The 12,666-nt window shown below is 66.8% G+C and carries 11 protein-coding genes; 6 read left to right on the forward strand and 5 right to left on the reverse strand.

Annotated features, from left to right (window positions below):
- The first annotated feature begins 121 nt into the window (after nt 1-121).
- A complete protein-coding gene (locus AC5P9I_RS12910) occupies nt 122-1,672 on the forward strand; it encodes a BCCT family transporter (protein ID WP_049466778.1) in 1,551 nt (516 codons plus the stop codon).
- A 91-nt stretch (nt 1,673-1,763) separates the two neighbouring features.
- On the opposite strand, the gene acnA is transcribed toward AC5P9I_RS12910, so the two are convergent.
- A complete protein-coding gene (gene acnA, locus AC5P9I_RS12915) occupies nt 1,764-4,517 on the reverse strand; it encodes an aconitate hydratase AcnA (protein WP_088476041.1) in 2,754 nt (917 codons plus the stop codon).
- A 302-nt stretch (nt 4,518-4,819) separates the two neighbouring features.
- On the opposite strand from acnA, the gene AC5P9I_RS12920 reads away from it, so the two are divergent.
- The 5 genes from AC5P9I_RS12920 to AC5P9I_RS12940 all read left to right on the forward strand — a co-directional run bounded on the left by AC5P9I_RS12920 (nt 4,820) and on the right by AC5P9I_RS12940 (nt 9,111).
- Nucleotides 4,820-5,044: an AbrB/MazE/SpoVT family DNA-binding domain-containing protein gene (locus AC5P9I_RS12920; protein WP_005409505.1), complete on the forward strand. Its 225-nt coding sequence runs from the start codon at nt 4,820-4,822 to the stop codon at nt 5,042-5,044.
- A gap of 6 nt (nt 5,045-5,050) precedes the next feature.
- Entirely contained in the window at nt 5,051-5,449 is a 399-nt protein-coding gene (locus AC5P9I_RS12925) for a type II toxin-antitoxin system VapC family toxin (RefSeq protein ID WP_005416402.1), read from the forward strand.
- A gap of 44 nt (nt 5,450-5,493) precedes the next feature.
- Nucleotides 5,494-8,085 carry a bifunctional aconitate hydratase 2/2-methylisocitrate dehydratase gene (acnB, locus tag AC5P9I_RS12930; protein ID WP_130768126.1) on the forward strand — a complete coding sequence of 864 codons (2,592 nt, stop codon included), beginning with the start codon at nt 5,494-5,496 and terminating at the stop codon, nt 8,083-8,085.
- A 119-nt stretch (nt 8,086-8,204) separates the two neighbouring features.
- Nucleotides 8,205-8,615 carry an energy transducer TonB gene (locus tag AC5P9I_RS12935; protein ID WP_049466776.1) on the forward strand — a complete coding sequence of 137 codons (411 nt, stop codon included), beginning with the start codon at nt 8,205-8,207 and terminating at the stop codon, nt 8,613-8,615.
- Between the two features lie 151 nt (nt 8,616-8,766).
- On the forward strand, nt 8,767-9,111 hold the full coding sequence (locus AC5P9I_RS12940; protein WP_235648603.1) for an energy transducer TonB: 345 nt from the start codon (nt 8,767-8,769) through the stop codon (nt 9,109-9,111).
- A gap of 228 nt (nt 9,112-9,339) precedes the next feature.
- Here AC5P9I_RS12940 and AC5P9I_RS12945 read toward each other — a convergent pair whose 3' ends face one another.
- The 4 genes from AC5P9I_RS12945 to AC5P9I_RS12960 all read right to left on the reverse strand — a co-directional run.
- Nucleotides 9,340-10,413: a protein-glutamate methylesterase/protein-glutamine glutaminase gene (locus AC5P9I_RS12945; protein WP_049466773.1), complete on the reverse strand. Its 1,074-nt coding sequence runs from the start codon at nt 10,411-10,413 to the stop codon at nt 9,340-9,342.
- Nucleotides 10,410-11,006: a chemoreceptor glutamine deamidase CheD gene (gene cheD, locus AC5P9I_RS12950; protein WP_014037083.1), complete on the reverse strand. Its 597-nt coding sequence runs from the start codon at nt 11,004-11,006 to the stop codon at nt 10,410-10,412. The genes AC5P9I_RS12945 and cheD overlap by 4 nt, the downstream gene beginning before the upstream one ends.
- Nucleotides 11,003-11,872, reverse strand: coding sequence for a CheR family methyltransferase (locus AC5P9I_RS12955; RefSeq protein ID WP_049416359.1), 870 nt, complete (start codon nt 11,870-11,872; stop codon nt 11,003-11,005). The genes cheD and AC5P9I_RS12955 overlap by 4 nt, the downstream gene beginning before the upstream one ends.
- 34 nt (nt 11,873-11,906) lie before the next feature.
- Nucleotides 11,907-12,666: methyl-accepting chemotaxis protein (locus AC5P9I_RS12960; protein WP_495217363.1), on the reverse strand; the 760-nt coding region annotated here is incomplete at its 5' end.

The following is a 12,666-nucleotide window of genomic DNA, read 5'->3' on the forward strand; positions in this document are numbered from 1 at the left end:
GCTTTTTATTGATTGAACGTTCAATCAATAAACCCTAGGATGCGCTCGCGCCCCACGCCATGGGCCCGGTTTTCCGGTCCGGCCCCGCCCATGTGCTCCCCCGGACTGATGAGACGATCCCATGTCTTCCCTGGCTCATCCCAAGCGTTCGCCCCTGCGCTTGAACCGTTTTGTCTTCCTCAGCTCATCGGTGTCGATCGGCATCCTGGGGCTGCTCACCGTTCTTTATCCCGAAGGCAGCGAGCACTGGCTGCAATGGGCGCAGGCCGAGGTCTCTGCCGCGTTCGGCTGGTGGTACATGCTGCTGATCGTGCTGTGCCTGGGTTTCGTGCTGTGGCTGGCGTTCTCGCCTTACGGCCGCATCCGCCTGGGCCACAACGAGGAATCACCGGCCTTTGGCTACGTTGCCTGGGTCTCGATGCTGTTCTCGGCCGGCATCGGCATCGCGCTGCTGTACTACGGCGCCTACGAGCCGCTGGACCATTTCCTGCACCCGCCCGGGCAGCCTGGCGGCACCGTGGCCGCCGGCCGCGAGGCGATGGTGCTGACCTTCCTGCACTGGGGCCTGCATGGCTGGGCGCTGTATGCACTGGTCGGGGTGGCGCTGGGCTACTTCGCCTACCGCCGCGACCTGCCGCTGGCGCTGCGCTCGGCGCTGTACCCGATCTTCGGTGAGCGCATCCATGGCCGCATCGGCGACATGGTCGATGGCTTCGGCATCCTGGCCACGCTGATCTCGATGGTGACCAACCTCGGAATCGGCGCGCTGGTGGTGCAGTCCGGCCTGGTCTACCTGTTCCACATCCCGGATACGCCGCAGGTGCTGGTGGCCATCGTGCTGGTGATGATGGTGGTGGCCACCATCGGCGTGGTCGCTGGCGTGGAAAAGGGCATTGCGTGGCTGTCCAACCTCAACGTGCGCCTGCTGTGCGGCCTGCTGCTGTTCGTGCTGGTCACCGGCCCGACCCTGCACCTGTTCGACGGCCTGATCCAGAACACCGGCGATTATCTCGGCGCGTTCGTGCGCAAGAGCTTCGACATGTACCTCAACGATCCCAAGGGCCGTGAATGGATGGGGTCGTGGACGCTGTTCTACTGGGCGTGGTGGATCGCCTGGGCGCCGTTCGTCGGCCTTTTCGTGGCGCGCATCTCGCGCGGCCGCACCATCCGCGAAGTGATCATGGGCGTGCTGCTGATCCCGCTCGGCTTTACCCTGGCCTGGCTGTCGATCTTCGGCAACACCGCCATCGACCTGGTGCTCAACCATGGCCAGTCGATCCTGGGCGAGGTGGCCCAGCACGATGCGGCGATGACGCTGTTCAAGCTGCTGGAGTACCTGCCCGGCGCGCCATACGTGGCCGGTGCCGCGGTGGTGATCGGCTTCGTGCTGTTCCTGACCCCGGTCGATTCGGGCACGCTGATGATCGCCAACCTGTGCACCCGTCGCGTTGACGATGGTGTCGAAGATGGCCATGACGCGCCGATCTGGCTGCGCGTGTTCTGGGCGGCCGGCATCACCGTGGCCAGCGTCGGCCTGCTGCTGGCCGGCAATTTCAGTGCGATGCAGACGGCGGTGGTGCTGTGTGGCCTGCCGTTCTCGTTCACCCTGGCGTTCTACATGTGGGGCCTGTTGAAGGCGCTGCGCACCGACCCGGATGCGCCACGCAGGTAAGCGCTTCTGTAGAGCCGAGCGCAGGCTCGGCTCTAAGGGGGGGCATCGCAAACGGAAAGGGCCGGATCCGTGCGGATCCGGCCCTTTTTCGTTACTTGCTGGCCAACTGGCGCAGCACGTACTGCAGCAGGCCGCCATGACGGAAGTACTCGACTTCCTTCGGGGTCAGCAGCATCACCGAGACCTCGAAGGTCTTCTTCGTGCCGTCGGCCTTGGTCGCGGTGACCGTGGCGCGCTTGCTGGCACCGTCCTGCAGGCCGGTGATGTCGATCACTTCCGAGCCGTCCAGGCCCAGGCTCTGGGCGTTCTCGCCGTTGCGGAACTGCAGCGGCAGCACGCCCATGCCGACCAGGTTGGAGCGGTGGATGCGCTCGAAGCTCTCGGCGATGACTGCCTTCACCCCCAGCAGCAGGGTGCCCTTGGCCGCCCAGTCGCGCGACGAGCCGGTGCCGTATTCCTTGCCGGCCAGCACCACCAGCGGCACCTTGTCGGCCTTGTACTTCATGGCGGCATCATAGATCGCCAGCTTCTCCGGCTGGCCACCACCGGCGGGGTAGTACAGGGTGTTGCCGCCTTCCTCGCCACCGAACATCAGGTTCTTGATGCGGATGTTGGCGAAGGTGCCGCGGACCATCACGTCATCGTTGCCGCGGCGGCTGCCGTAGCTGTTGAAGTCGGCCGGCTGCACGCCGCGTTCCTGCAGGAAGCGGCCTGCCGGCGAGTCCTTCTTGATGTTGCCGGCCGGGGAAATATGGTCGGTGGTGATCGAATCGCCGAACAGGCCCATCACGCGCGCGCCGTGCACGTCGTCGATGCTGCCGGTCTGCATGGTCATGCCATCGAAGTACGGCGGGTTCTTGATGTAGGTGGACGCATCGCTCCACGCGTACAGGTTGCCGTCCGGCGAGGCGATGGTGTTCCAGCGGGTGTCACCCTTGAACACGTCGGCGTAGTTCTGCTTGAACATCTCCGGCCCGATGGTGGCAGCGATGACGTCGCCGATTTCCTTGTTGCTCGGCCAGATGTCGCGCAGGAACACCGGCTGGCCGTCGCTGCCCGTACCCAGCGGCTGGGTGGTCAGGTCGATGTCGGTGGTGCCGGCGATGGCGTAGGCCACCACCAGCGGCGGGCTGGCCAGGTAGTTCATCTTCACTTCGGGGTGCACGCGGCCCTCGAAGTTGCGGTTGCCCGACAGCACCGAGGTGACCACCAGGTCACCGGCGGCGATGCCGGCGCTGACCTCGGTCGGCAGCGGGCCGGAGTTGCCGATGCAGGTGGTGCAGCCGTAGCCGACCACGTAGAAGCCGATCTTCTCCAGTTCCTTCAGCACGCCGGCCTTTTCCAGGTAGTCGGTGACCACGCGCGAGCCCGGCCCGAGCGAGGTCTTCACCCACGGCTGGCGGTTCAGGCCCTTGGCGGCCGCGTTGCGGGCCAGCAGGCCGGCACCGATCATCACCGCCGGGTTGGAGGTGTTGGTGCACGAGGTGATGGCGGCGATGACCACCGCGCCATCCTTCAGCCGCACCTTGCGGCCTTCGATCTCGATGTCGGCGAAGCCCTTGGCCAGCTGCTCGTTGCCGACCGCCGCGCCGCCGCCTTCATTGACGAACGAGGACACATCATCACTGCGCTTGTCGCGGTTGCTGGTCATGCCGACCAGTGCTTCGCGGTAGTTCTTCTGCACGTCTTCCAGCAGCACGCGGTCCTGCGGGCGCTTCGGACCGGCCAGCGACGGCTTCACCGTGCCCATGTCCAGTTCCAGCGTGGTGCTGTACTGGGCGTGCGGGCTGCCCGGCTCGTGCCACAGGCCCTGCGCCTTGGCATAGGCCTCGACAAGGTTGATCTGCTCTTCGCTGCGGCCGGACAGGCGCAGGTAGTTCAGCGACTCGGCGTCGATCGGGAAGATGCCGCAGGTGGCACCGTATTCCGGGGCCATGTTGCCGATGGTCGCCCGATCGGCCAGCGGCAGGTGCTGCAGGCCATCACCGTAGAACTCGACGAACTTGCCGACCACGCCGAGCTTGCGCAGCATCTGGGTGACGGTCAGCACCAGGTCGGTGGCGGTGGCGCCCTCGGGCAGCTTGCCGGTCAGCTTGAAGCCGACCACCTGCGGGATCAGCATCGACGATGGTTGGCCGAGCATGGCCGCCTCGGCCTCGATGCCGCCCACGCCCCAGCCCAGCACGCCGATGCCGTTGATCATGGTGGTGTGGCTGTCGGTGCCGAACACGGTATCCGGGTAGGCCACGGCCTTGCCATCCTTGTCCGCGGTCATCACCACGCGGGCCAGGTTCTCCAGGTTCACCTGGTGGACGATGCCGGTGTTGGGCGGCACCACCTTGAAGTTGTCGAAGGCCTTCTGGCCCCAGCGCAGGAAGCCGTAGCGCTCCTGGTTGCGCTGGAATTCGATCTTGCCGTTGAGGTCCAGCGCGTCGGGCTTCCCGAACACGTCGACCTGCACCGAGTGGTCGATGACCAGTTCGGAGGGAATCTGCGGATTGATCTGCTCCGGCTTGCCGCCGAGCTTGACGACGGCGTCGCGCATCGCGGCCAGGTCGACCACGCAGGGCACGCCGGTGAAGTCCTGCAGGACCACGCGCGCGGGCATGAAGGCGATTTCGGTGTCCGGTTCGGCGGCCGGATTCCAGCGGGCCACGGCCTCGATGTGGTCCTTGCCGACGGTGATGCCGCCATCCTCGTGCCGGAGCAGGTTCTCCAGCAGGATCTTCATCGAGTAGGGCAGGTGGGAGATATCGAAGCGCTGGCCCAGCGTGGGCAGGCTGAAGTAGTCGTAGGTCTTGCCGCCGACGTTCAGCTGGCTGCGGGTGGAGAACGAATCGCTCATGCGGGGTAACTCCTTCTTGCGGATGGCTTGCAGTGGCCCGCGCATGGGCGGGCCTGCTTGCGGTCGCCGCGGGCCTGACGGCCCCGGTCATCCCAGTATGAACCCCGGACTGAATGGGTTCATCCGGGCCGGGCTCCGACCTGCGGCATCGGTTCCAGACTACAGCGGGAGGTGTATGGCGTATGTCACGTTTGTGGCCGATCCTTTGCGAGGCAAGGGCTGGCGGGGCGCCGGTCCTGTTCAGGGTGGAAGTATGCCCGGGGAAGTATGTATAATTTGTGCATACTCTGGAGGGCCTACCGATGGAAGCCACTGTTGCAGAACGCGGACAGATCACCCTGCCCAAGGCGGTGCGTGATGCCCTCGGCCTGACCAAGGGCACGCTGCTGAAGGTCGAGCTGGACGGCAGCCGCATCATCCTGCGCAAGAGTGTTGACGATGCCATTTCACGGGCGCGCGGCAAGTTCGCGCTGGACGGCTTCGAGTCGTCCGATGCGGCGGTGCGCGCGGTGCGCGACGAGGAATAAGCCGTGATGATCGCCGTCGATTCACCGGTACTGGTCGAGCTGCTCAGCAATGGCCCGCAGGCCGATGCCGTGGAAGCCATCCTCCGGCAGAGCCTGGTCGGCGGCCGCGTGGTGGTCTGCGGCGCGACCCTGGCCGAAGTCTGCGCATCGCTGCGCGGCGGTGCCGAGGTGCTCGAAGCGCTGGAAGAAATGGGCGTGCACTTCAACCCGATGGAAGCCAAGTCGGCACTGCGCGCCGGCGAGATGCACCGCCGTCATCGCCAGCGTGGCGGCAGCCGCCGCAGCCTGGATGAATTCATGGTCGGCGCCCACGCACTGCTGCAGTGCGATGGCCTGATCACCTGGAACGACACGTTTTACCGCGACTACTTCAAGGGCCTGAAGCTGATCGTGCCGCACGCCTGAGCCCACTTTTGATTTTTCAACCTACGCATTACCCGGGAGTTGTCATGTTGGAAGCCTACCGCCACCACGTCGCCGAGCGCGCTGCGCTTGGCATCCCGCCGCTGCCGCTGAGCGCGCAGCAGACGGCCGATGTCATCGAACTGCTGAAGAACCCGCCGCAGGGCGAGGCCGAGTTCCTGCTCGACCTGCTGACCCACCGCGTGCCGGCCGGCGTCGATGACGCGGCCAAGGTCAAGGCGTCGTACCTGGCGGCGATCGCCCTGGGCAGCGAGCAGAACCCGCTGATCAGCCGTGAGCGCGCCACCGAACTGCTGGGCACCATGCTCGGCGGCTACAACGTGGCCCCGCTGGTGCAGCTGCTGGACGACGCCAGCGTCGGCACCATCGCCGCCAACGGCCTGAAGAAGACCCTGCTGGTGTTCGATGCGTTCCATGACGTGCAGGAAAAGGCCAAGGCGGGCAATGACAACGCCCAGGCCGTGCTGCAGAGCTGGGCCGATGCCGAGTGGTTCACCAGCAATCCGGAAGTGCCGCAGAGCCTGACCGTCACCGTGTTCAAGGTGCCGGGCGAAACAAACACCGACGACCTGTCGCCGGCACCGGACGCGACCACCCGCCCGGACATTCCGATGCACGCCCTGGCGATGCTGAAGAACAAGCGCGACGATGCGCCGTTCACCCCGGAAGAAGACGGCAAGCGCGGCCCGATCCAGCAGATCTTGTCGCTGAAGGAAAAGGGCCACCTGGTTGCCTACGTCGGCGACGTGGTCGGCACCGGTTCCTCGCGCAAGTCGGCCACCAACAGCGTGCTGTGGTGGACCGGTGATGACATTCCGTTCATCCCGAACAAGCGCGCCGGTGGCGTCTGCCTGGGCGGCAAGATCGCACCGATCTTCTACAACACCATGGAAGATGCCGGCGCGCTGCCGATCGAGCTGGACGTATCGAAGATGGAGCACGGCGACGTCATCGAGCTGCGCCCGTACGAAGGCAAGGCGCTGAAGAACGGCGAAGTGATCGCCGAGTTCCAGGTCAAGTCCGACGTGCTGTTCGATGAAGTGCGTGCCGGCGGCCGCATTCCGCTGATCATCGGCCGTGGCCTGACCGGCAAGGCGCGCGAAGCGCTGGGCCTGGCCCCGACCGACCTGTTCCGCCTGCCGGTGCAGCCGGCCGATACCGGCAAGGGCTTCTCGCTGGCGCAGAAGATGGTCGGCCGCGCCTGTGGCCTGCCGGAAGGCCAGGGCATGCGCCCGGGCACCTACTGCGAACCGAAGATGACCTCGGTCGGCTCGCAGGACACCACCGGCCCGATGACCCGCGACGAGCTGAAGGACCTGGCGTGCCTGGGCTTCTCGGCCGACCTGGTGATGCAGTCGTTCTGCCACACCGCGGCTTACCCGAAGCCGGTGGACGTGAAGACCCACCACACCCTGCCGGAGTTCATCTCCACCCGTGGCGGCGTTTCGCTGCGCCCGGGCGACGGCGTGATCCACAGCTGGCTCAACCGCATGCTGCTGCCGGACACCGTAGGTACCGGCGGTGACTCGCACACCCGTTTCCCGGTGGGCATTTCGTTCCCGGCCGGTTCGGGCCTGGTCGCCTTCGCCGCTGCCACCGGCGTGATGCCGCTGGACATGCCGGAGTCGGTGCTGGTGCGCTTCAAGGGCAAGATGCAGCCGGGCGTGACCCTGCGTGACCTGGTCAACGCGATCCCGCTGTACGCGATCAAGTCCGGCCTGCTGACCGTGGCCAAGGCTGGCAAGAAGAACATCTTCTCCGGCCGCATCCTGGAAATCGAAGGCCTGCCGGAGCTGAAGGTCGAACAGGCGTTCGAACTGTCCGACGCCTCGGCCGAGCGTTCGGCCGCCGGCTGCTCGGTGCGCCTGAACAAGGAACCGATCATCGAGTACCTGACCAGCAACATCACGCTGCTGAAGTGGATGATTGCCGAGGGTTACCAGGATCCGCGTTCGCTGCAGCGTCGCATCGAGAAGATGGAAGCCTGGCTGGCCAACCCGCAGCTGCTGGAGCCGGATGCCGACGCCGAGTACGCCGCCGTCATCGAGATCGACCTGGCCGACATCCACGAGCCGATCGTGGCCTGCCCGAACGACCCGGACGACGTGAAGACCCTGTCCGAAGTGGCCGGGGCCAAGATCGACGAAGTGTTCATCGGTTCGTGCATGACCAACATCGGTCACTTCCGCGCCGCGGCCAAGCTGCTGGAAGGCAAGCGTGACCTGCCGACCCGCCTGTGGGTGGCCCCGCCGACCAAGATGGACGCCTCGGAGCTGACCAAGGAAGGCGTGTACGGCACCTTCGGCGCCACCGGCGCGCGCATGGAAATGCCGGGCTGCTCGCTGTGCATGGGCAACCAGGCGCAGATCCGTGAAGGCTCCACTGCGATGTCGACCTCGACCCGCAACTTCCCGAACCGCCTGGGCCGCAACACCAACGTGTACCTGGGTTCGGCGGAACTGGCGGCAATCTGCTCGCGCCTGGGCCGCATCCCGACCAAGGAGGAGTACATGGCCGATGTGGGCGTGATCGCCGCCAGCGGCGCCGAGATCTACCGCTACATGAACTTCGACCAGATCGAGGAATACCAGGACGTGGCCAAGACGGTCGCTGCCTGATGCGGTAGTGCCGGTCGCTGGCCGGCATCCCGTTGAAATGAAAAACCCCCGGTGAGAGCCGGGGGTTTTCTTGTTGTGCACCGGGCTGGACTTTCCGCTTCGTATGTTGGAGTACACGGATGTCGCAGGATCGATTGAAAGGGATTCGAACCCGCTGCCGGCGCTGCGTTGGCAGTGCGGTGGTGCTGGCCACGCTGATGATGGCCCACAGCGCCATGGCGCAGCAGGAGACGCAGCAAATTCGCCCCGCGCGCGTATCGGCGTCGATCGTGATGGAGACCAAGCACAACAACCCGCCGCGCTATCCGTCGCAGGCCTTTCGCGAGGAGAAACAGGGCGAAACGATCCTGATGGTGAAGGTGGCTGCCGATGGACAGTGGCTTGACGCGATCGTTCTGGAGAGCAGCGGCTGGCCGGAGCTGGACGAGGCCGCGCAGGTGGCGACTCGCAAGTGGCGATACCTGCCGGCGAGCGAAGACGGTGTGCCGGTGCCCGGAGAGATACGCGTACCGGTGTCGTTCAAGCTGTGATGCTGCGCGCAGCCGCAAGCCTGGGGCGAGCGGCGCTGCTACTGGCAGCTTTGATACCCGCCTGGGCCAATGAACCCGTGCCGCCGGCAACGCAGGCGAGCCACGAGGGCGACGCTGATACCCGGTGAGTGCCGCCGAACGCCGCGTGTATATGCTGCAGGAGCAGTTTCTGGAGATCGCCCGTGCCAACGCGGTGCGGTCAGAGGCTGCCGAGAAGGTGGAAATCTACGCTTCGGTCGATGCGGAATCCCAACGCCAGCATCCGATGCAGCTTGAGAACTACCAGAAGCCTGAGCGCGGTGACGGCGCGGCCACCCTGCTGGTGGACGTAGACGAGCAGGGCCGCCCGGTTGCCGTGGACGTTGCGCGCGACAGCGGATCGGCGGTGCAGGATACGGCGGCTGTGGAGGCGGCGTATCGATGGAGCTACAACGCGGCCAGCAGGGACGGCGTACCGGTGCGTGGGAAGGTGCGGATCACGATGTGGGGGCCGTAACTGCGACTGCATGATGCAGCGGTGCCGCGCATTGCCCGGCAGGCAGTTGAAGCGGTGCCCCCTGGCGCATTCCTGAGTTATCTGCTACTGGATGGTCCAGTTGGCCGTGCCCTGAAGGCGCTTCCCGGCAAAGCGCACATTGCCCGCAGTGGTGCTGCCGGCCAGCGGCCGGCACTACCAGTATCGGGTGAGCAGGGTCAGCGGCTGGCCTGCACCTGCTGCATGCGATCAGCTGCGCGCCAGCGCCAGCAACCGCTCGGCGATCCGCTCCAGCGGCACCTGTTCCTCGGCCGCGCCCAGCTTGAACGCGGCACCCGGCATGCCCCAGACCACGCTGGTCGTTTCGTCCTGCACCAGCGTCGGCGCGCCGGCCTGGCGCATTTCCAGCAGGCCGCGCGCGCCGTCGTCGCCCATGCCGGTGAGGATGGCACCGATCGCATTGCCACCGGCGCTCTGCGCGACCGAGCGGAACAGCACGTCCACCGCGGGCTTGTGGCGGTTCACCGCGGGGCCGTCGTCGACGCGGCAGCGCCAGCGCGCACCGTCGCGGATGATCCGCAGGTGCTTGCCGCCCGGCGGCAGGTAGGCGTGGCCGGGCAACACCGCTTCGCCGTCGCTGGCCTCGCGCACGGCCATCGCCGAGTGGCGGTCCAGTCGCTCGGCGAAGGCACTGCTGAAGCTGGCCGGCAGGTGCTGGGTCATCACCACGGCGGGCGCGTCGGCAGGCATGCCTTCCAGTACCACGCGCAGCGCTTCGGTGCCGCCCGCCGAGGAGCCGATCGCGATCAGCCGGTCGGTGGTGCGGAACTGCGGAGCGGCGGGGCGCATCACGGGCGCGGCGTCCAGCAGGAGTTTCGGTGCGGCGGCACGCACCAACGGGCGGACGCGTGAGCGCGCCGCCATCTTGACCTTGGCGATGATCTCGTCGGCGTAGCCTTGCAGGCCGCGGGCCACGTCCAACTTCGGCTTGGAAACGAAATCCACGGCGCCCAGCGCCAGTGCCTGCAGGGTGGTGTCGGCGCCGCGCTCGGTCAGCGAGGAGATCATCACCACCGGCAACGGGTGCAGGCGCATCAGGTTTTCCAGGAACGCCAGCCCGTCCATGCGCGGCATTTCCACGTCCAGGGTGATCACGTCCGGGGCCAGTCGCTTGATCTTTTCACGGGCCAGCAGCGGGTCGGCGGCGGTGCCGACCACGTCGATGGCCGGATCGCTGGACAGGATCTCGGTGAGCATCTGGCGCACGACGGCGGAGTCGTCGACGATCAGCACCCGGCAGGGAGCGTTGCCGGTGAAGGTCATTCGAACAGCTCCACGCCACCGGTGACCGGCGCCTTGGACAGGCGCGCACGCACGGCCGATTCGGTGGCGGCCACCTCCGCCTCATGTGCATGGGGCAGGCGCTGCACCACCACGCGGCCGGTGTCGGCGAAGAACCAGATCTTGCGCGGATGGATGCCGCACAGGTCCTCGGCGATGATCGGGATGTGCTCGGCCTGCAGGTACTGGCGCACGAATTCGGCGTTGCGGGTGCCCACTGGATTGCTGGTGAAGCCCTTGAGAACGTTGGCGCCGCCGAACACCTTGGCTTCGATGCGCTTGCGGTGGGCGCCCCGCTTGAGCATGTCGTTGATCAGCAGTTCCATCGCGTAGCTGCCGTAGCGCGCCGGCGCACCATCGCCGGCGTTGCCCTCGGGCAGCAGGAAATGGTTCATGCCGCCGATCTTCAGCACCGGGTCGCGCAGGCACGCCGCCACGCACGAGCCCAGGGTGGTGGTCAGCGCGGTGGTGTCATCGACCACCAGGTACTGGGTCGGCAGCAGCTTGGCGGCAATGGTCTGGAAGCGCGCATCCTGGTAGCGCATCACATCGTCGGTACGCAGCGAAGCGTTCATGCGCCGGCCTTCGCTGCACGGCGGTACAGGGTGCGGCCGCAGGGCTGGATCAGATCGGCGGCGTGCAGGTAGTTCTCCGAGTGGCCGGTGTAGAGCAGGCCGTCGTCGGCCAGGTGCTGGACCAGGCGACCGAGGATGGCGCGCTGGGTGGGCTTGTCGAAGTAGATCATCACGTTGCGGCAGAACAACGCATCGAACGGGCCACCGACGTCGTAGCGCGGAGCGAGCAGGTTCAACGGGCGGAACTCGATCAACTCGCGCAGCGCCGGCAGTACGCGGCACTGGCCCTCATTCGGACCGCTGCCCCGCTGGAAGTAGCGGCGGCGCAGGTCCGGATCGAGGCTGGCGACGCGATCGATGTTGTAGACGCCGCGGCCGGCGGTGGCCAGCACCTGGGTATCGACGTCGGTGGCGATGATGCGCACCGGCGGCTTCAGGGTGCCGAAGGCCTCGCAGGCGGTGATCGCCATCGAGTAGGGCTCTTCGCCGGTGGACGCCGCGCACGACCACAGCAGCAGCGGGGTGCGGCTGGAGCGCTGCTGGAGTTCTTCGCGCAGCTTGTCGAAGTGGTGCGGCTCGCGGAAGAACGAGGTCAGGTTGGTGGTCAGGGCATTGGTGAACGCCTGCCACTCGTCGCCGTCCTCCTGTTCCAGATGGTCCAGGTACTGCTGGAAGCTGCGCATGCCCAGCGTGCGCAGGCGGCGCGACAGGCGGCCATAGACCATGTCGCGCTTCGCCGGGGCGAGGGCGATGCCCACGCGCTGGTAGATCAGGTCGCAGACGCGGCGGAAATCACGGTCGGCGAACTCGAATTCGCGCGGGCCGGTAACGATGGGAGTAGGACTTTGCACGGGGGACGTGTCCATCGGCGGAGGCGGTGGCCGAAGCCACCGCAGTGGGTCAGAATTCCTGCCAGTCGCTGTCGCTGGCAACGAAGGTGCCGCTGCCGCCTGCGCGCCGCGCCGGTGCTGGCACGCTGGCGGGCTGCGGGCGCGCTGCAGGGGCCGCGCGGGCGGGCTCGACGCGCGCGGCCGCGGCCTTCATTGCAGCAGCCACCTGGTTGTCGAGGCGGAAGATCGCCACCGCGTCTGCGAGCTGCGCGGCCTGCTCTTCCATGGCGCGTGCGGCGGCGGTGGCTTCCTCCACCAGCGCGGCGTTCTGCTGGGTGGTCTCGTCCATCTGCACCACGGTCTGGTTGACCTGCTCGATGCCGGCGCTCTCTTCCTGCGAGGCGGCGGAGATCTCGGCCATGATGTCGGTCACGCGCTGCACCGAGGCGACGATCTCGCCCATGGTGCTGCCGGCCTGGTGGACCAGGCTGGAGCCTTCGGCGACCTTGCCGACCGAGTCGTCGATCAGGCCCTTGATCTCCTTGGCGGCCGCGGCCGAGCGCTGGGCGAGGGTACGCACTTCGCTGGCGACCACGGCGAAACCGCGGCCCTGTTCGCCGGCACGCGCGGCTTCCACTGCGGCGTTCAGCGCCAGGATGTTGGTCTGGAAGGCGATGCCATCGATGACGCTGATGATCTCGGCGATCTTCTTCGACGAGGCTTCGATGGCCGACATGGTGGTGACCACCTGGCCGACCACCTCACCGCCCTGCGAGGCGACGCCGTGCGCGCCGATGGCCAGCTGGTTGGCCTGGCGGGCGTGCTCGGCG

Source organism: Stenotrophomonas sp. YJH_SMC_29 (assembly GCF_059371235.1).